This window comes from Methyloceanibacter sp. (assembly GCF_050728395.1).
In the GTDB taxonomy this organism is placed as follows: Bacteria; Pseudomonadota; Alphaproteobacteria; order Rhizobiales; family Methyloligellaceae; genus Methyloceanibacter.
Genome location: NZ_JBOHJB010000033.1, coordinates 14,321 through 32,733 on the forward strand (window position 1 = coordinate 14,321; position 18,413 = coordinate 32,733).

Consider the following 18,413-nt stretch of genomic DNA (forward strand, 5'->3'; position numbering starts at 1 on the left):
TGTCACAGACGCTTCGCCAGAACCTCCGCAATCGAAACTGCGGGGATTCCGGTGAGCCGTCGGTTCGAGCTTGAGAGGACCACATGCAGCAGACTTCTTCTTCTTCGAACGGTCGTAAGCGATTGCGCAAAATGTTCGGCAAGATCCACGAAGTTGCCGAAATGCCAAACCTCATCGAGGTGCAGAAGCAGTCCTACGATCAGTTCCTCATGGTGGATGAACCCGAGGGGGGCCGTGCCGACGAAGGCCTGCAGGCGGTATTCCGTTCAGTCTTTCCCATTCGCGACTTCGGCGAGCGCGCCCAGCTCGAGTTCGTGCGCTACGCCTTCGAGCAGCCGAAATACGACGTCGATGAGTGCCAGCAGCGCGGCATGACCTTCGCCGCACCGCTCAAGGTGACGTTGCGCCTCATCGTGTTCGATGTGAACGAGGAAACCGGCGCCCGCTCGGTCAAGGATATCAAGGAGCAGGACGTCTATATGGGCGACATGCCGTTCATGACCTCGAACGGCACTTTCGTCATCAACGGCACCGAGCGCGTCATCGTCTCGCAGATGCACCGCTCACCCGGCGTGTTCTTCGACCACGACCGCGGCAAGACCCATTCCTCAGGCAAGCTGCTGTTTGCCGCGCGCATCATTCCCTATCGCGGCTCCTGGCTCGACTTCGAGTTCGACGCCAAGGACATCGTCTATGTGCGCATCGACCGGCGCCGGAAGCTTCCGGTTACGACGCTTCTCTATGCCCTCGGCCTCGACGACGAGGAGATCCTGTCGACCTTCTACGACCGCATTCCGCTGAAAGCGACCAAAGAAGGCTGGCGCATGCCGTTCCGGCCAGACCGGATGCGCGGCATCAAGTCGTCCAGCGACCTGATTGACGCCAAGACCGGAAAGGTCGCCATCGAAGCCGGCCGCAAGGTCACGGCACGGCTTGCCAAGAAGCTCGCCGATGAAGGACTGAAGGAGCTCCTGGTCAAGGACGAGGACCTGCACGGCCGCTACCTCGCCGAGGACATCGTCAATATGCAGACCGGCGAGATCTACGCCGAGGCAGGCGACGAGATCGATGCCAAGCTCGTGGCCACGCTCAGGGATCTCGGTCTCAAGGAGATCCCGATCCTCGACATCGACCATGTCAATGTCGGCGCCTTCATCCGCAACACGCTCGCCATCGACAAGAACTCGAACACCGAGGAGGCGCTGCTCGACATCTATCGCGTCATGCGCCCAGGCGAGCCGCCGACGCTCGAGGCTGCCGCCAACCTGTTCAACGGCATCTTCTTCGACGCCGAGCGCTACGATTTGTCCGCAGTCGGCCGGGTGAAGATGAACATGCGCCTCGACCTCGAATGCCCCGACACCGTGCGCACGCTGCGCAAGGAGGACATTCTTGCCGTCATCAAGACGCTGGTCGGCTTGCGCGACGGCAAGGGCGAGATCGACGACATCGACCATCTCGGCAACCGCCGGGTGCGCTCGGTCGGCGAGCTGATGGAGAATCAGTACCGCGTCGGCCTGTTGCGCATGGAGCGGGCGATCAAGGAGCGCATGAGCTCCGTCGATATCGACACCGTGATGCCGCAGGACCTGATCAATGCCAAGCCGGCTGCCGCCGCGGTGCGCGAGTTTTTCGGCTCCTCGCAGCTGTCGCAGTTCATGGATCAAACCAACCCGCTGTCGGAGATCACCCACAAGCGGCGCCTCTCGGCGCTTGGGCCCGGCGGTCTCACCCGCGAGCGGGCCGGCTTCGAGGTGCGCGACGTGCACCCGACCCATTACGGCCGCATCTGTCCGATCGAGACACCGGAAGGACCGAATATCGGCCTCATCAACTCGCTCGCGACCTACGCGCGGGTGAACAAATACGGCTTCATCGAGAGCCCGTATCGCCGCGTGGTCAAGGCTAAGGTGACCGACGAGGTGGTTTATCTCTCGGCCATGGAAGAGGCGCGCTACATCATCGCCCAGGCCAATGCCAAGCTTGCGCCGAACGGCACCTTCACCGAGGAGCTGATCGTCTGCCGGCACGCCGGCGACGTCGAGCTGATGGCCCCGGAGAAGGTCGACCTCATCGACGTGTCGCCGAAGCAGCTGGTGTCGGTGGCCGCCGCGCTCATTCCGTTCCTGGAGAATGACGATGCCAACCGCGCGCTCATGGGCTCAAACATGCAGCGCCAGGCGGTGCCGCTGATCACGGCGGAAGCGCCGCTGGTCGGCACCGGCATGGAAGAGGTGGTGGCGCGCGATTCGGGTGCCGCCATCGGCGCCCGCCGCACCGGCGTGGTGGATCAGGTCGATGCCACCCGCATCGTGGTGCGCGCGACCGAGGAGACCGACCCGTCGAAGTCAGGCGTCGACATCTATAATCTGCGCAAGTTCCAGCGCTCGAACCAGAACACCTGCATCAATCAGCGTCCGCTCGTGCGCGTGGGCGATCAGGTGCAGGCCGGCGAGATCATCGCCGACGGCCCGTCGACCGATCTCGGCGAGCTCGCGCTCGGGCGGAACGTGCTCGTCGCCTTCATGCCGTGGATGGGCTACAACTTCGAGGATTCCATCCTGATCTCCGAGCGCGTCGTGCGCGACGACGTGTTCACCTCGATCCATATCGAGGAGTTCGAGGTGATGGCCCGAGACACCAAGCTCGGGCCGGAGGAGATCACGCGCGATATCCCCAACGTCTCGGAGGAGGCGCTGAAGAATCTCGACGAGGCTGGCATCGTCTATATCGGCGCCGAAGTGAACCCGGGCGACATCCTGGTCGGCAAGATCACGCCGAAGGGCGAGAGCCCGATGACGCCTGAGGAGAAGCTGCTTCGCGCCATCTTCGGCGAGAAGGCGTCCGACGTGCGCGATACTTCGCTCAAGCTGCCGCCCGGCGTGACCGGCACGGTTGTCGAGGTGCGCGTGTTCAATCGCCACGGCGTCGAGAAGGACGAGCGCGCCATGGCCATCGAGCGCGAGGAGATCGAGCGTCTCGCCAAGGACCGCGACGACGAGCTCGCCATCCTCGACCGCAACGTCTACGGCCGCCTCAAGGACACCTTGATGCACAAGGTGGTGGCCAAGGGGCCGAAAGGCATCAAGAAGGACGCCAAGATCACCGAGGCGCTGCTCGACGAGGTGCCGCGGTCCCATTGGTGGGAGATCGCGCTCAAGAACGAGAAGGCCATGGCTGAGGTCGAGGCCATTCGCCACCAATATGAAGACGCCAAGAAGGGGCTCGAGCAGCGCTTCGTCGACAAGGTCGACAAGCTGCAGCGCGGCGACGAGCTGCCCCCTGGCGTGATGAAGATGGTCAAGGTCTTCGTCGCGGTGAAGCGCAAGATCCAGCCAGGCGACAAGATGGCCGGCCGCCACGGCAACAAGGGCGTGATCAGTATGATCGTGCCGATCGAGGACATGCCGTATCTCGACGACGGCATCCCGATCGACATCGTGCTGAACCCGCTCGGGGTGCCGAGCCGCATGAATGTCGGCCAGATTCTCGAGACGCACCTTGGCTGGGCGTGCCGGGGCCTCGGCCGCAAGATCGGCGAGGCGCTCGACGCCTATAACGCGTCGCACAAGGTGAAGCCGCTGAAAGACCTGCTCAAGTCGGTCTATGGCGACGACAAGGCGGTGGCCGCGCTGAAGGACGACCACCTCATCGAGGTGAGTGAGGATCTGCGCGACGGCGTTCCGGTGGCGACCCCTGTGTTCGACGGGGCGCATGAGGGCGACGTGACGGCTCTGCTCCAGGCTGCCGGTCTCGACAGCTCGGGGCAGGTGACCCTGCATGACGGGCGCACCGGTGAGGCGTTCGAGCGCAAGGTGACCGTGGGCTACATCTATATGCTGAAGCTCCACCACCTCGTGGACGACAAGATCCATGCCCGCTCGATCGGCCCTTACAGCCTGGTTACCCAGCAGCCTCTCGGCGGCAAGGCCCAGTTCGGCGGCCAGCGCTTCGGCGAAATGGAGGTGTGGGCGCTCGAGGCATACGGCGCGGCCTACACGCTGCAGGAGATGCTGACCGTCAAGTCTGATGACGTTGCCGGCCGCACCAAGGTCTACGAGGCCATCGTGCGCGGCGACGACACCTTCGAGGCCGGCATCCCGGAAAGCTTCAACGTCCTCGTCAAGGAGATGCGGGCGCTCGGGCTGAACGTCGAGCTGGTGCAGCCGAAGCCGGAGGAGCAGCCGGTGCGGGCGAGATTGCCGCGGCCGGCGGCCGAATGAGCGGAGCGAATTAGAAACGCGGGATTTATGACGAACCGATGGGCGTAACGGGCGCCCCTGGGAGATAGAGATAATGAATCAGGACATCGTCAACCTCTTCAGTCCTCAGGTCCAGCAGCAGAATTTCGACCAGATTCGCATCGGCATTGCGAGCCCGGAAAAAATTCTCTCCTGGTCCTATGGGGAGATCAAGAAGCCTGAGACGATCAACTATCGCACCTTCAAGCCGGAGCGCGACGGGTTGTTCTGCGCGCGCATCTTCGGCCCGGTGAAGGACTATGAGTGCTTGTGCGGCAAGTACAAGCGCATGAAGTACAAGGGCGTCATTTGCGAGAAGTGCGGCGTCGAGGTGACGCTCGCCAAGGTCCGGCGCGAGCGCATGGGCCATATCGAGCTTGCCGCGCCGGTCGCCCATATCTGGTTCCTCAAGTCGTTGCCCTCGCGCATCGGCCTGTTGCTCGACATGACTCTCAAGGATCTCGAGCGGGTTCTCTATTTCGAGAACTACATCGTGCTCGAGCCGGGGCTGACCACGCTGAAGCCGCTCCAGCTCTTGGCCGAGGAAGACTACCTCAAGGCGCAGGACGATTTCGGCGAGGACAGCTTCACGGCGTCGATCGGCGCCGAGGCGATCCGCGAGCTGCTCAAGGGTCTCGACCTAGAGAAGACCGCCGCCGAACTCCGCCAGGAGATCGCCGAGTCGACCTCAGAGCTCAAGCCGAAGAAGCTCGCCAAGCGGCTGAAGGTCGTCGAGGCGTTCATCGAGTCGGGCAACAAGCCTGAGTGGATGATCCTGACCGTGGTTCCGGTGATTCCGCCGGAGCTGCGGCCGCTCGTGCCGCTCGACGGCGGCCGCTTCGCCACCTCGGATCTGAACGATCTGTATCGCCGCGTCATCAACCGCAACAATCGTCTGAAGCGGCTGATGGAGCTGCGTGCGCCCGACATCATCATCCGCAACGAGAAGCGGATGTTGCAGGAGGCGGTCGATGCGCTGTTCGACAACGGGCGGCGCGGACGCGTTATCACCGGCGCCAACAAGCGGCCGCTCAAGTCGCTCGCCGACATGCTCAAGGGCAAGCAGGGACGCTTCCGCCAGAACCTGCTCGGCAAGCGCGTCGACTATTCGGGCCGCTCGGTGATCGTGGTCGGGCCTGAGCTCAAGCTGCATCAGTGCGGGTTGCCGAAGAAGATGGCGCTCGAGCTGTTCAAGCCGTTCATCTATGCGCGGCTCGACGCCAAGGGTCACGCCGCCACGGTGAAGCAGGCGAAGAAGCTCGTTGAGAAGGAGAAGCCGGAGGTTTGGGACATCCTCGATGAGGTGATCCGCGAGCATCCGGTGCTGCTCAACCGCGCGCCGACGCTGCATCGCCTCGGCATTCAGGCCTTCGAGCCGGTGCTGATCGAGGGCAAGGCCATCCAGCTGCATCCGCTCGTCTGCGCCGCCTTCAACGCCGATTTCGACGGCGATCAGATGGCCGTGCACGTGCCGTTGTCGCTCGAGGCTCAGCTTGAGGCCCGCGTGCTGATGATGTCGACCAACAACATCCTGCACCCGGCCAACGGCTCGCCGATCATCGTGCCGTCGCAGGACATCGTGCTCGGCATCTACTATCTCTCGATCGAGATGGACGGCGAACCCGGCGAGGGCATGATGTTCGGCAGCATCGCGGAAATCCAGCACGCGCTCGACGCCAAGGTGCTCAGCCTGCATGCCAAGATCAAGGGCCGCTTCCGCACGGTCGACGAGAAGAATAAGCCGGTGTCGCACATCTACGACACGACCCCTGGCCGCATGCTCTTGGGCGATCTCGTGCCCAGGAAGCCCAATGTCAGCTTCGACCTGGTGAACCGACTGCTCACCAAGAAGGACATCTCGCACATGATCGACGTGGTCTATCGCCACTGCGGTCAAAAGGAGACGGTCATCTTCTGCGATCGGATCATGGGCCTCGGTTTCTCCTATGCGTGCCGCGCCGGCATTTCGTTCGGCAAGGACGACATGGTGATTCCGGAGACCAAGGACGCCATCGTGCACAAGACGAGCGAGCTCGTCCGCGAGTATGAGCAGCAGTACAATGACGGCCTCATCACCCGCGGCGAGAAGTACAACAAGGTGGTCGACACCTGGACGGAGTGCACCGAGCAGGTCGCTAAGGAGATGATGAAGCGCATCTCGGCGGTCGAGCGCGATCCGAAGACCGGCCGCGAGAAGCCGATCAACTCCATCTATATGATGGCGCATTCCGGCGCCCGCGGCTCGCCTGCCCAGATGAAGCAGCTTGCCGGCATGCGCGGCCTGATGACCAAACCGTCGGGCGAGATCATCGAGACGCCGATCATCTCCAACTTCAAGGAGGGTCTGTCGGTGCTCGAGTATTTCAACTCGACCCACGGCGCCCGCAAGGGCTTGGCCGACACCGCGTTGAAGACGGCGAATTCGGGCTATCTGACCCGCCGCCTGGTCGACGTGGCGCAGGACTGCATCGTCACCGAGGATGATTGCGGCACGACCGCCGGCATCATGGCTCGGGCACTGATCGAGTCCGGCGAGGTCACGGTGTCGCTTGGCGCGCGCGTGCTCGGTCGCACCGCGGCCGAGAACGTGAAGAACCCGGCCACCGGCAAGGTCGTTGTCAAGGCCGGCGAGTTGATGGAGGAGGAGCAGGTCGAGGCCTTGGAGGAGGCGCGCGTGCAGGAAGTCCGCATCCGCTCGGCGCTCACCTGTGAGACCCGCAACGGCATTTGCGGCAAGTGCTACGGGCGCGATCTCGCCCGCGGCACGCCGGTCAATCTCGGCGAGGCGGTTGGCGTCATTGCCGCCCAGTCGATCGGCGAGCCTGGCACCCAGCTTACCATGCGCACCTTCCATCTTGGCGGCGTGGCAAGCGCCAAGGTCGTCGATCAGTCGTCCTTGGAGTCGAATTTCGACGGCAACGTCAAGATCAAGCAGCGCAACGTGGTCAAGGACTCGCAAGGCCGCCTCATGGTCATGGGCCGCAATACCATCCTGGTCGTGGCGGATCCGGACGGCACCGAGCGTGCCGTGCACCGGCTGCCTTACGGCACGCATTTGCGCGTGGACGACGGAGCCAAGGTCAAGCGCGGCGATCGTCTCGCCGAGTGGGATCCCTATACCCGCCCGGTGCTCACCGAGATCGAAGGCATTGTCGACTTCGAGGATCTGGTCGAAGGCGTCTCGGTCAGCGAGCGCAAGGACGAGTCGACGGGTATCACCAACTCGGTCATCATCGACTGGCGTGCGAGCCCGCGTGGCGCGGACCTCCGCCCGGCTGTCGCCATCAAGGACAAGAAGGGCAAGATCGGCAAGCTGTCGAGGGGTGGCGAGGCGCGTTACCTCCTCCCCGTTGACGCGATCATGTCCGTCGAGTCCGGCCACGAGGTGAGCGCCGGCGACGTGCTGGCGCGTATCCCGATGGAGAGCGCCAAGACGCGCGACATCACCGGCGGTCTGCCGCGGGTGGCGGAGCTGTTCGAGGCGCGGCGTCCGAAGGACCACGCCATCATCGCCGAGATGTCAGGCACGGTGCAGCTTGGCCGCGACTACAAGAACAAGCGGCGCATCACCATCGTGCCGGACGAGGACGGCGGCGAGCCGGTCGAGTATCTCATCCCCAAGGGACGGCATCTCGCCGTGCAGGAGGGCGACCGCATCGAGAAGGGCGAGTTCCTGCTCGATGGTCATCCCGCGCCGCACGACATCCTGGCCATCAAGGGCGTCGAGGAGCTTGCCAACTACCTCGTGAACGAGATCCAGGAGGTCTACCGGCTGCAGGGCGTCACCATCAACGACAAGCATATCGAGGTGATCGTCCGGCAGATGCTGCAGAAGACCGAGGTGGACGATCCAGGCTCGACCGACTTCCTCAAGGGGGAGCAGGTGGACCGGATCGACTTGGAGGACGCCAATACCGCGATCGAGGCGCAAGGTGGCAAGCCCGCGACCGGCCAGCCGGTGCTGCTCGGCATCACCAAGGCGAGCCTGCAGACGCGTTCCTTCATCTCGGCGGCCTCCTTCCAGGAGACCACCAGGGTGCTCACCGACGCTGCGGTCAACGGCAAGACCGATGCGCTCGAGGGGCTGAAAGAGAACGTCATCGTCGGGCGGCTCATCCCGGCAGGCACCGGCAGCATGCTTTCCAGGTTGAGCAAGATCGCAAGCCACCGCGACGAACTCATCTTGGAGGAGCGCGAGCGCACGGCCTCCGACCAGATCGGGCAGGAGGACGACGAGGCTGCGGAGGAGCGCGAGACGGTATAGTTGCCAGGGGACAGAAGTCAGAAGTCGGAGATCAGAAATGCGGAGTTTGTTTTCTGACTTCTGATTTCTGACTTCTGACCCCCCTGGACCCTTGACGATAAGAGAATCGGCCTGATACAAACCGCGCACTTACGCGGCAGGCGGTAGCCCTTCACGCCGCGGGCTAGACGCTGCCGGACTAACCGGGTCACATTCGGGCACACGATCTTGGAGGCCTGCCTTCCAAGATCCTCTGGTTTAACAGGCTGAAGATCGCGCTCACCCGCGCTTCAGCCTCAGGTGTTGTGGGCCTTTGGCCCGTGAAGTGGTTGTGGGCCTAGGGGCCCGTAAAGAGAGATTGGACGAAGGCCGTAGATGCCGACGATACAACAGCTGATCCGCAAGCCCCGCCGCCAGCCGGGGAAGCGGAACAAAGTGCCGGCCATGCAGGCTTGCCCGCAGAAGCGCGGCGTGTGCACGCGCGTCTACACGACGACGCCGAAGAAGCCGAACTCGGCTCTGCGCAAGGTCGCGCGCGTGCGTTTGACCAACGGGCTGGAAGTGACGAGCTATATCCCGGGCGAGGGCCATAACCTCCAGGAGCATTCCGTGGTCCTGATCCGAGGCGGCCGCGTCAAGGACCTGCCGGGCGTGCGCTATCACATTATTCGTGGCGTGCTCGACACCCAGGGCGTAGGCGATCGCCGCCAGCGGCGCTCGAAATACGGCGCCAAGCGGCCCAAGTGACCTAAGCTAACGCGAGGGTCACTCGGGCAAGCCAAGAGCAGGCCGGGGACCTTCGCAAGAAGGATCAAGGAACGAGACTATGTCCCGGCGGCGCAAGGCAGATAAGCGCGACATCATCCCCGATCCAAAATTCGGGGACGTGGTGCTGACCAAGTTCATGAACAGCATCATGTATGAAGGTAAGAAGTCGGCCGCTGAGCGGATCGTCTATGGCGCGCTCGACCAGATGGAGAAGAAGACTAAGCAGAATCCGGTCGATCTGTTCCACGAAGCGCTGCGTAACGTAATGCCGGCGCTCGAGGTGCGCTCCCGCCGTGTCGGCGGCGCCACCTATCAGGTCCCGGTCGAGGTCCGCTCCGATCGCCGGCAGGCGCTCGCCATCCGCTGGATCATCTCCTCGGCGCGCGGGCGGAACGAGAACACCATGGTCGAGCGGCTCTCCGGCGAGCTGCTCGATGCCGCCAACAATCGCGGTACTGCCGTGAAGAAGCGTGAGGACACCCACCGCATGGCGGAGGCGAACCGCGCCTTCTCGCATTACCGCTGGTAACGAGTTTCAAGGATCTTTTGAGATGCCCCGAGCTACCCCACTCCAGGACTACCGCAACATCGGGATCATGGCGCATATCGACGCCGGCAAGACCACCACGACCGAGCGGGTGCTCTATTACACCGGCAAGAGCCACAAGATCGGCGAAGTGCACGACGGCGCTGCCACCATGGACTGGATGGAGCAGGAGCAGGAGCGCGGCATCACCATCACGTCCGCGGCGACGACTGCTTATTGGAACGACAAGCGCATCAACATCATCGACACGCCCGGCCACGTGGATTTCACCATCGAGGTCGAGCGCTCTTTACGCGTGCTCGACGGCGCGGTGGCCCTGCTTGACGCGAACCAGGGCGTCGAGCCACAGACCGAGACGGTGTGGCGGCAGGCGGACAAATACGGCGTGCCGCGCATGGTGTTCGTCAACAAGATGGACAAGATCGGCGCCGACTTCTTCGTCTCGGTGCAGATGGTGCGCGATCGGCTTGGGGCCAATCCAATCATAATTCAGCTGCCGCTTGGCGCGGAGAACAAGTTCAAGGGCATCATCGACCTCGTACGCATGAAGGCGGTGGTGTGGGACGACGAGTCCCTCGGCGCCAAGTTCCATGACGAGGAGATTCCCGCCGATCTGCTCGATCTGGCCAAGGAGTATCACGAGAAGCTGGTGGAGCAGGCGGTCGATCTCGACGAAGGGGCCGTGGAGGCCTATCTCGAAGGCAGGCACCCGAGCGAGGAGACCATCAAGGCGCTGGTCCGCAAGGGCACGATCCATAACGTGTTCGTGCCGATCCTGTGCGGCTCGGCCTTCAAGAACAAGGGCGTGCAGCCGATGCTCGACGCGGTCGTCGACTATCTGCCTTCGCCCGTCGATGTGCCGCCGATGAAGGGCATCGACTTCAAGACCGGCGACGAGGTGACGCGTGCGCCCTCCGACGCCGCGCCGCTCTCCATGCTCGCCTTCAAGATCATGAACGACCCCTTCGTAGGCTCGCTCACCTTCTGCCGCATCTATTCCGGCAAGCTGGAAACCGGCACGACCCTGCTCAACACGGTGAAGGACAAGAAGGAGCGTATCGGCCGTATGCTCTTGATGCACGCCAATCACCGCGAGGACATCAAGGAAGCTTACACCGGCGACATCGTGGCGCTGGCCGGCCTCAAGGACGTCACCACCGGCGATACGCTTTGCGATCCTACCAAGCCCGTGATCCTCGAGCGCATGGAGTTCCCGGAGCCGGTGATCGAGGTCGCCGTCGAGCCCAAGACCAAGAGCGATCAGGAGAAGCTCGGGGTGGCGCTGCATCGTCTGGCGCAGGAAGACCCGTCCTTCCGCGTCTCGGTCGACCATGAATCGGGTCAGACCATCATCAAGGGCATGGGCGAATTGCATCTCGACATCATCGTCGATCGCATGCGCCGCGAGTTCAAGGTCGAGGCCAATGTCGGCGCGCCGCAGGTCGCCTATCGCGAGACGGTGTCGAGGCGTGCCGACGTCGACTACACCCACAAGAAGCAGACCGGCGGCTCGGGCCAGTTCGCTCGCGTCAAGCTCGTGATCGAGCCGAACGAGGCCGGCAAGGGCTTCGAGTTCGAGAACAAGGTGGTCGGCGGCAACGTGCCGAAGGAATACGTCCCCGGCGTGCAGAAGGGCGTGAAGAGCGTCGTCGATTCCGGCGTGCTCGCGGGCTTCCCGATCCTCGACGTCAAGGTGAGCCTCATCGACGGCGCCTATCACGACGTTGATTCGAGCGTCATGGCGTTCGAGATCGCGGCCCGCGCCGCCTTCCGCGAAGGTGCGCTCAAGGCTGGCCCCAGGCTGCTCGAGCCGATCATGAAGGTCGAGGCGGTGACGCCGGAGGAATATGTCGGCGGCATCATCGGCGACCTGACCAGCCGGCGCGGCCAAGTGCGCGGCCAGGAGACCCGCGGCAATGCCGCGGTGATCAGCGCCATGGTCCCGCTCGCCAATATGTTCGGCTACGTGAACACGCTGCGCTCGATGAGCCAGGGGCGGGCGCAGTTCACCATGCAGTTCGACCACTATGCGCAAGTCCCGCAGGCGGTCGCCGAAGAGGTGCAGGCGAAGTTCGCCTAAAGGTTCGCGGGCCGGAGAGGCCCTTGGAGAAGACTTTCGTTTTGTGTTGAAGGATGGAGAGCCAACATGGCTAAGGAAAAGTTCCAGCGGACGAAGCCCCATTGCAACATCGGGACCATCGGTCACGTCGATCACGGCAAGACCACGCTGACGGCAGCGATCACCAAGGTGCTCGCCGAGACGGGCGGGGCCAAATTCACCGCCTATGACGAGATCGACAAGGCGCCGGAGGAGAAGGCGCGCGGCATCACCATCTCCACAGCGCATGTGGAGTACGAGACCGGCAAGCGGCACTATGCCCATGTCGACTGTCCGGGCCATGCCGACTATGTGAAGAACATGATCACCGGCGCCGCGCAGATGGACGGCGCCATCCTCGTGGTATCGGCCGCCGACGGCCCGATGCCGCAGACCCGCGAGCACATCCTGCTTGCCCGCCAGGTCGGCGTGCCGGCGCTCGTCGTGTACCTCAACAAGGTGGACATGGTTGACGACCCCGAGCTGCTCGACCTGGTCGAGCTCGAGGTGCGCGAACTCCTGTCCAAATACGAGTTCCCGGGCGACGAGATCCCGATCGTCAAGGGCTCGGCGCTTGCAGCGCTCGAGGGCAAGGATGACGAGGTCGGCAAGAGTTCCATCGGCGCTCTGATGGATGCGGTCGATTCCTATATTCCGCAGCCGGACCGTCCCAAGGACAAACCGTTCCTCATGCCGATCGAAGACGTGTTCTCGATCTCGGGCCGTGGCACCGTGGTGACCGGCCGCATCGAGCGCGGCGTGGTCAAGGTGGGCGAGGAAGTCGAGATCATCGGCATCAGGCCGACCACCAAGACCGTGGTGACCGGTGTCGAGATGTTCCGCAAGCTGCTCGATCAGGGCGAAGCCGGCGATAATGTCGGCTGCCTGTTGCGCGGCGTCGATCGCGAGGGCGTCGAGCGCGGCCAGGTGTTGGCCAAGCCCGGCTCGGTCAAGCCGCACACCAAGTTCAAGGCCGAGGCCTACATCCTCACCAAGGAGGAGGGCGGCCGTCATACCCCGTTCTTCGGCAATTACCGTCCGCAGTTCTACTTCCGCACCACCGACGTGACCGGTGTGGTGCACCTGCCGGAGGGCACCGAGATGGTGATGCCTGGCGACAACATCGCCATGACGGTCGAGCTGATCGTGCCGATCGCCATGGAGGAGAAGCTTCGATTCGCCATTCGCGAAGGCGGCCGCACGGTCGGCGCCGGCGTGGTGGCGGCGATCATCGAGTAAGGGAAGACAGCGGGCGTGTCGCGGCGAGCGGCGCGCCCTTCAATTTGAGGCCATCGGGATGCAAAGTCAGAACATAAGAATCAGGCTCAAGGCCTTCGACCACCGTATTCTCGATGCGTCGACCAAGGAGATCGTCAACACGGCGAAGCGCACGGGCGCCGAGGTGCGGGGACCTATTCCGCTGCCGACGCGCATCGAGAAGTTCACCGTCAACCGCTCGCCTCATATCGATAAGAAGAGCCGGGAGCAGTTCGAGATGCGCACGCATAAGCGCCTGCTCGACATCGTCGACCCGACGCCGCAGACCGTCGATGCCTTGATGAAGCTCGACTTGGCCGCCGGCGTGGATGTCGAGATCAAGCTCTAGGCTGACGAGGACGAGGCAAGGAATTAGTCCGATGCGATCAGGTGTCATCGCGCAAAAACTCGGCATGACGAGGATCTTCACCGATGCCGGGGAGCATATCCCGGTGACGGTGCTGCGTCTCGATCGCTGCCAGGTGGTGGGTCACAGGACCTCGGAGAAGAACGGCTACACTGCGCTGCAGCTTGGCGCCGGTACCCCCAAGGTGAAGCGGCTCTCACGCGCCGCGCGCGGTCATTTCGCCGTGGCCAATGTCGAGCCCAAGCGCAAGCTCGCCGAGTTCCGCGTGAGCCCGGACAATGTGATCGAGGTCGGCGCCGAGATTACCGCCGACCATTTCGTCGAGGGCCAGTTCGTCGACGTTTCGGGCACCACCATCGGCAAGGGCTTTGCCGGCGCCATGAAGCGTCACAATTTTGGCGGCTTGCGCGCCAGTCACGGCGTGTCGGTGAGCCATCGCAGCCACGGCTCGACCGGCCAGCGCCAGGACCCCGGCAAGGTGTTCAAGGGCAAGAAGATGGCCGGCCACATGGGCGATGTGAACGTCACCACGCAGAATTTGCGCGTGGTAAAGACGGACCCCGAGCGCGGGCTGATCATGATCCGCGGGGCGGTTCCGGGCGCCAAGGGCGGCTGGGTGCTGTTGCGCGACGCGGTGAAGCGGAGCCTGCCCGAGATGGCGCCGAAGCCAGGCGCCTTCCGCAAGGGGTCCGGCGAGGCCACCAATGGCGCGGCCAAGACTGAGGCAGAGCCGGTACAAGCCGAGGCGGGGAGCCAAGAGTAATGCAGGCCGACGTCACCACGCTCGACGCCAAGAAGGCGGGAACGGTTGAGCTCGCGGACGACGTGTTCGGGCTCGAGCCCCGCCCCGATATCCTCGCCCGCATGGTGCGCTATCAGCTCGCCAAGCGGCGGAGCGGGACGGCTCACGTCAAGGACCGCTCCGAGGTCAACTACACGACCGCCAAGATGTATCGCCAGAAGGGCACCGGCCGCGCCCGCCATGGCAGCAAGAAGGCGCCGATCTTCAGGGGCGGTGGCAAAGCCTTCGGCCCGAAGCCCCGGAGCTTCGCCATCGAGCTGCCGAAAAAGGTGCGTGCGCTTGCGTTGAAGCACGCGCTGTCGGCCAAGGCCAAGTCGGACACTCTCGTGGTGATCGACAAATGCGAGCTGAAAGAGGCCAAGACCAAGGAGCTGAAAGTCCGTTTCTCCAAGCTCGGGCTTGGCTCGGTGCTGATCATCGACGGCGCCGCAGTGCAGGACGCCTTCGCCAAGGCTGCCCGCAACCTGCCAGGGGTCGACGTGCTGCCGGTGGCCGGCATCAACGTCTACGACATCCTCAACCACGACAAGCTCGTCCTCACCAAGGCGGCCGTGGAAGCGCTGGAGGCGCGGTTCAAATGAGTGCGCTTTCCGCCTACGACGTCATCCTCGCCCCGGTCATCACCGAAAAATCCAGCATGGCTTCGGAATCGAACCAGGTGGTGTTCAAGGTGCGCCGCGACGCGACCAAACCCGAGATCAAGGCGGCCATTGAGCAGCTGTTCAAGGTCAAGGTGCTGTCCGTCAACACCATCCTGCGCAAGGGCAAGACCAAGACGTTTCGCGGGATGCGGGGCAAGCAGCAGGACGTCAAGAAAGCGATCGTCAAGCTCGCCGAAGGCGACAAGATCGACGTGACCACGAGGATCTAGCGCGCCATGGCCCTCAAAACCTACAAACCAACCACGCCGAGCCAGCGTCAGCTCGTGCTCGTCGACCGCAGCCATCTGTGGAAGGGCAAGCCCGTCAAGGCGCTGACCGAAGGCCTCACCAAGTCGGGCGGCCGCAACAATCAGGGCCGCGTGTCCATGTGGCACCGCGGCGGCGGGCACAAGCGCAGCTACCGCATGGTCGATTTCAAGCGCGGCAAGCTCGGCATGCCGGCGACCGTGGAGCGGCTCGAGTTCGATCCGAACCGTACCGCCTTCATCGCCCTCATCAAATATGAGGACGGGGAGCTCGCTTACATCCTCGCCCCGCAGCGGCTTTCGCCGGGCGATACGGTGATTGCCGATACCCGCGCCGACGTGAAGCCGGGCAACGCCATGCCGCTCGCCAACATGCCGATCGGCACCATCGTCCACAATGTGGAGATGAAGGCGGGCAAGGGCGGGCAGATCGCGCGCGCCGCCGGCACCTACGTGCAGCTCGTCGGCCGCGATTCGGGCTACGCCATCCTCAGGCTCAATTCCGGCGAGACGCGCATGGTGCCGGCCGCCTGCATGGCGACGGTTGGCGCCGTGTCCAACCCGGACAACTCGAACGTCTCGATCGGCAAGGCCGGCCGCATGCGCTGGAAGGGCAGGAAGCCGGTCGTGCGCGGCGTCGCCATGAACCCGGTCGATCACCCGCATGGCGGCGGCGAAGGCCGCACCTCCGGCGGGCGGCATCCGGTGACGCCCTGGGGCAAGTCCACCAAGGGCAAGAAGACGCGGCATAACCTGGCGACCGACAAGTTCATTCTGCGCAGCCGCCATGTGAAGAAGAAAGGTTAGGCTCGTGTCACGCTCAATTTGGAAGGGCCCGTTCGTCGACGGGTATTTGCTGAAGAAGTCCGAGAAGGCGCGCGGGTCGGGCTCGAACGCGGTGATCAAGATGTGGTCACGCCGTTCGACGATCCTGCCGCAATTCGTCGGGCTCACCTTCGGCGTGCATAACGGCCAAAAGCATATTCCGGTGCTGGTCACCGAGGACATGGTCGGCCACAAATTCGGCGAGTTCGCGCCGACGCGAACCTTCTACGGCCACGCCGCGGACCGCAAGGCGAAGAGGACGAAGGTCTAATGGGCAAGCCGCAACGCGAACGCGACCTCGCGGAGAACGAGGCGAGGGCGGTGACCAAGCTCCTGCGGGTGAGCCCGCAGAAGCTGAACCTGCTTGCCCAGCTGATCCGCGGCAAGAAGGTCGATAAGGCGCTTGCCGACCTTACCTTCTCGCGCAAGCGCATCGCGCGCGACGTGAAGAAGACGCTGGAATCGGCGATCGCCAACGCCGAGAACAACCACGACCTCGATGTCGACGCGCTGATCGTGTCCGAGGCTTACGTCGGCAAGGGGTTGGTGATGAAACGCCTGAAGCCGCGCGCGCGGGGGCGCGCGAGCCGCATTGAGAAACCGTTCGCGCAGATCACTGTCATCGTGCGCCAAGTCGAGGAGTCTGCTTGATGGGGCAGAAGGTCAATCCGATCGGGCTTAGGCTCGGCGTCAACCGCACCTGGGATTCGCGCTGGTACGCCTCGCGCGGCGAATATGCGCGCCTCCTGCACGAGGATCTCAAGATGCGCGAGCACATCCTCACCTCGCGCAAGCAGGCCGGCATCTCCAAGGTGGTGATCGAGCGCCCGCACAAGAAGTGCCGGGTGACGGTGCACACCGCGCGCCCAGGCATTCTCATCGGCAAGAAGGGCGCCGACATCGAAAAGCTTCGCCGCGAGCTTGCCGCGATGACCGACTCTGAGGTGCATCTCAACATCGTCGAGGTGCGCAAGCCGGAGATTGACGCCACCCTGGTGGCCGAAGGCATTGCGCAACAGCTTGAGCGCCGCGTGGCCTTCCGCCGCGCCATGAAGCGCGCCGTGCAGTCTGCCATGCGCATGGGTGCGCTCGGCATCCGCATCAATTGCGGCGGCCGCCTCGGCGGCGCGGAAATCGCGCGCATGGAGTGGTACCGCGAGGGTCGCGTGCCGCTGCATACGCTGCGCGCCGACATCGACTACGGCACGGCGCTCGGCCGCACTGCCTACGGCATCATCGGCGTCAAGGTGTGGATCTTCAAGGGCGAGATCATGGCCCACGATCCCATGGCGCAGGAGCACCGGGCGCTCGAGGCACAAGAGGGTGGACGCTCTACGGGTCGCCGCGAGGCCCCGCAGGCGCAGGCTTGAACCACGGATTGAACGGTCATGTTGCAACCGAAACGCACGAAATATCGCAAGGCCCATAAGGGCCGCATCAAGGGGGCGGCGTCGAGCGCCATCAGCTTGAGCTTCGGCTCGCATGGGCTGAAGGCTCAGGAGCCCGCTCGCATCACCGCGCGGCAGATCGAGGCGGCCCGGCGGGCGATGACGCGCCAGATGAAACGTGCCGGCCGCGTGTGGATCCGCGTGTTCCCCGACGTGCCGGTGTCGAAGAAGCCGACCGAAGTGCGCATGGGCAAGGGCAAGGGCACGCCCGAGTTTTGGGTGGCCCGGGTGAAGCCCGGCCGCGTGATGTTCGAGATCGACGGGGTGACCGACGCCGTGGCGCGGGAGTCACTCCGGCTCGGCGCTGCCAAGCTGCCGCTCAAGACGCGCGTGGTCACGCGCATCGTGGAGGCTTGAGGACCATGAAAGCGGCACAAGTGCGCGGCATGACGGTCGATCAGCTCAGTGACGAGCTGGTCAAGCTCAAGAAGGAGCAGTTCAACCTGCGCTTTCAGGCGGCCTCGGGCCAGCTTGAGAACACGGCGCGGGTAAGAGAGATCAGGCGCGACATCGCGCGCATTCAGACCGTCACGCGCCAGAAAAGCACTGCCGGCGCCAAGGCTTGAGGACGTAACAGAGATGCCGAAACGAGTACTGCAAGGGGTCGTGGTGAGCGACAAGAACGACAAGACGGTGGTGGTGCGCGTCGAGCGCCGCTTCACCCATCCTTTGCTGCAAAAGACCGTGCGGCGGTCCAAGAACTATCACGCCCATGACGAGAAGAACGAGTTCAAGGTGGGCGAGATGGTGTGGATCGAGGAATGCCCGCCGATCTCCAAGCAGAAGCGCTGGACCGTGCTGCCGCGCGAGCAGGCAGCGAGCTAGAGGGCCGAGGCTGCCATGATCCAGATGCAGACCAATCTCGATGTTGCCGACAATTCCGGCGCGCGCCGCGTGCAGTGCATCAAGG

18 protein-coding genes are annotated in these 18,413 nt (G+C 63.8%); all 18 read left to right on the forward strand.

The window, feature by feature from the left end; all coding sequences use genetic code 11:
• Positions 1-83: 83 nt before the first annotated feature.
• Entirely contained in the window at positions 84-4,223 is a 4,140-nt protein-coding gene (rpoB, locus tag ACREC7_RS07950; RefSeq protein WP_431555147.1) for a DNA-directed RNA polymerase subunit beta, read from the forward strand.
• A 73-nt stretch (positions 4,224-4,296) separates the two neighbouring features.
• On the forward strand, positions 4,297-8,505 hold the full coding sequence (gene rpoC / locus ACREC7_RS07955; RefSeq protein WP_431555148.1) for a DNA-directed RNA polymerase subunit beta': 4,209 nt from the start codon (positions 4,297-4,299) through the stop codon (positions 8,503-8,505).
• A gap of 354 nt (positions 8,506-8,859) precedes the next feature.
• Positions 8,860-9,231 carry a 30S ribosomal protein S12 gene (gene rpsL, locus ACREC7_RS07960; RefSeq protein ID WP_431555149.1) on the forward strand — a complete coding sequence of 124 codons (372 nt, stop codon included), beginning with the start codon at positions 8,860-8,862 and terminating at the stop codon, positions 9,229-9,231.
• 79 nt (positions 9,232-9,310) lie between these two features.
• Positions 9,311-9,781 (forward strand): 30S ribosomal protein S7, encoded by a 471-nt coding sequence (rpsG, locus tag ACREC7_RS07965; RefSeq protein ID WP_431555150.1) that lies wholly within the window; start codon positions 9,311-9,313, stop codon positions 9,779-9,781.
• Positions 9,782-9,803: 22 nt separating this feature from the next.
• Positions 9,804-11,879, forward strand: coding sequence for an elongation factor G (gene fusA, locus ACREC7_RS07970; RefSeq protein ID WP_431555151.1), 2,076 nt, complete (start codon positions 9,804-9,806; stop codon positions 11,877-11,879).
• A gap of 66 nt (positions 11,880-11,945) precedes the next feature.
• A complete protein-coding gene (tuf, locus tag ACREC7_RS07975; RefSeq protein ID WP_431555152.1) occupies positions 11,946-13,136 on the forward strand; it encodes an elongation factor Tu in 1,191 nt (396 codons plus the stop codon).
• 58 nt (positions 13,137-13,194) lie between these two features.
• Positions 13,195-13,503 carry a 30S ribosomal protein S10 gene (rpsJ, locus tag ACREC7_RS07980; protein WP_069438070.1) on the forward strand — a complete coding sequence of 103 codons (309 nt, stop codon included), beginning with the start codon at positions 13,195-13,197 and terminating at the stop codon, positions 13,501-13,503.
• 31 nt (positions 13,504-13,534) lie between these two features.
• Positions 13,535-14,284, forward strand: a complete 750-nt coding sequence (gene rplC, locus ACREC7_RS07985) for a 50S ribosomal protein L3 (protein ID WP_431555153.1) — start codon at positions 13,535-13,537, stop codon at positions 14,282-14,284.
• Complete coding sequence (gene rplD / locus ACREC7_RS07990; protein ID WP_431555154.1) at positions 14,284-14,904, forward strand: 50S ribosomal protein L4; 621 nt, start codon at positions 14,284-14,286, stop codon at positions 14,902-14,904. Before rplC ends, rplD begins: the two co-directional genes overlap by 1 nt.
• Positions 14,901-15,194 (forward strand): 50S ribosomal protein L23, encoded by a 294-nt coding sequence (locus tag ACREC7_RS07995; RefSeq protein WP_431555155.1) that lies wholly within the window; start codon positions 14,901-14,903, stop codon positions 15,192-15,194. The genes rplD and ACREC7_RS07995 overlap by 4 nt, the downstream gene beginning before the upstream one ends.
• A 6-nt stretch (positions 15,195-15,200) precedes the next feature.
• Positions 15,201-16,037 carry a 50S ribosomal protein L2 gene (gene rplB, locus ACREC7_RS08000; protein ID WP_431555156.1) on the forward strand — a complete coding sequence of 279 codons (837 nt, stop codon included), beginning with the start codon at positions 15,201-15,203 and terminating at the stop codon, positions 16,035-16,037.
• A 4-nt stretch (positions 16,038-16,041) separates the two neighbouring features.
• Entirely contained in the window at positions 16,042-16,326 is a 285-nt protein-coding gene (gene rpsS, locus ACREC7_RS08005) for a 30S ribosomal protein S19 (RefSeq protein ID WP_431555157.1), read from the forward strand.
• Positions 16,326-16,706, forward strand: a complete 381-nt coding sequence (gene rplV / locus ACREC7_RS08010) for a 50S ribosomal protein L22 (protein ID WP_431555158.1) — start codon at positions 16,326-16,328, stop codon at positions 16,704-16,706. Before rpsS ends, rplV begins: the two co-directional genes overlap by 1 nt.
• On the forward strand, positions 16,706-17,425 hold the full coding sequence (gene rpsC / locus ACREC7_RS08015) for a 30S ribosomal protein S3 (RefSeq protein WP_431555159.1): 720 nt from the start codon (positions 16,706-16,708) through the stop codon (positions 17,423-17,425). Before rplV ends, rpsC begins: the two co-directional genes overlap by 1 nt.
• Positions 17,426-17,443: 18 nt before the next feature.
• The gene (gene rplP / locus ACREC7_RS08020; RefSeq protein ID WP_431555160.1) at positions 17,444-17,860 is read left to right on the forward strand and encodes a 50S ribosomal protein L16; all 417 of its coding nucleotides are present in this window, start codon (positions 17,444-17,446) and stop codon (positions 17,858-17,860) included.
• A gap of 5 nt (positions 17,861-17,865) precedes the next feature.
• The gene (gene rpmC / locus ACREC7_RS08025; RefSeq protein WP_431555161.1) at positions 17,866-18,069 is read left to right on the forward strand and encodes a 50S ribosomal protein L29; all 204 of its coding nucleotides are present in this window, start codon (positions 17,866-17,868) and stop codon (positions 18,067-18,069) included.
• Between the two features lie 13 nt (positions 18,070-18,082).
• Positions 18,083-18,328, forward strand: a complete 246-nt coding sequence (gene rpsQ, locus ACREC7_RS08030; protein ID WP_431555162.1) for a 30S ribosomal protein S17 — start codon at positions 18,083-18,085, stop codon at positions 18,326-18,328.
• A 15-nt stretch (positions 18,329-18,343) separates the two neighbouring features.
• A partial coding sequence (locus ACREC7_RS08035; RefSeq protein ID WP_228665925.1) for an uL14 family ribosomal protein occupies positions 18,344-18,413 on the forward strand: 70 nt, incomplete at its 3' end.

What these genes read in the sequence shown, in the direction of transcription:
- rpmC (WP_431555161.1), top strand. Translation starts at nt 17,866, where the DNA reads ATGAAAGCGGCACAAGTGCGCGGCATGACGGTCGATCAGCTCAGTGAC.
- rpoC (WP_431555148.1), top strand. Translation starts at nt 4,297, where the DNA reads ATGAATCAGGACATCGTCAACCTCTTCAGTCCTCAGGTCCAGCAGCAG.
- rpoB (WP_431555147.1), top strand. Translation starts at nt 84, where the DNA reads ATGCAGCAGACTTCTTCTTCTTCGAACGGTCGTAAGCGATTGCGCAAA.
- rplV (WP_431555158.1), top strand. Translation starts at nt 16,326, where the DNA reads ATGGGCAAGCCGCAACGCGAACGCGACCTCGCGGAGAACGAGGCGAGG.
- rplP (WP_431555160.1), top strand. Translation starts at nt 17,444, where the DNA reads ATGTTGCAACCGAAACGCACGAAATATCGCAAGGCCCATAAGGGCCGC.
- rplC (WP_431555153.1), top strand. Translation starts at nt 13,535, where the DNA reads ATGCGATCAGGTGTCATCGCGCAAAAACTCGGCATGACGAGGATCTTC.
- rplD (WP_431555154.1), top strand. Translation starts at nt 14,284, where the DNA reads ATGCAGGCCGACGTCACCACGCTCGACGCCAAGAAGGCGGGAACGGTT.
- rplB (WP_431555156.1), top strand. Translation starts at nt 15,201, where the DNA reads ATGGCCCTCAAAACCTACAAACCAACCACGCCGAGCCAGCGTCAGCTC.
- rpsC (WP_431555159.1), top strand. Translation starts at nt 16,706, where the DNA reads ATGGGGCAGAAGGTCAATCCGATCGGGCTTAGGCTCGGCGTCAACCGC.
- ACREC7_RS07995 (WP_431555155.1), top strand. Translation starts at nt 14,901, where the DNA reads ATGAGTGCGCTTTCCGCCTACGACGTCATCCTCGCCCCGGTCATCACC.
- tuf (WP_431555152.1), top strand. Translation starts at nt 11,946, where the DNA reads ATGGCTAAGGAAAAGTTCCAGCGGACGAAGCCCCATTGCAACATCGGG.
- rpsG (WP_431555150.1), top strand. Translation starts at nt 9,311, where the DNA reads ATGTCCCGGCGGCGCAAGGCAGATAAGCGCGACATCATCCCCGATCCA.
- fusA (WP_431555151.1), top strand. Translation starts at nt 9,804, where the DNA reads ATGCCCCGAGCTACCCCACTCCAGGACTACCGCAACATCGGGATCATG.
- rpsL (WP_431555149.1), top strand. Translation starts at nt 8,860, where the DNA reads ATGCCGACGATACAACAGCTGATCCGCAAGCCCCGCCGCCAGCCGGGG.
- rpsQ (WP_431555162.1), top strand. Translation starts at nt 18,083, where the DNA reads ATGCCGAAACGAGTACTGCAAGGGGTCGTGGTGAGCGACAAGAACGAC.
- rpsJ (WP_069438070.1), top strand. Translation starts at nt 13,195, where the DNA reads ATGCAAAGTCAGAACATAAGAATCAGGCTCAAGGCCTTCGACCACCGT.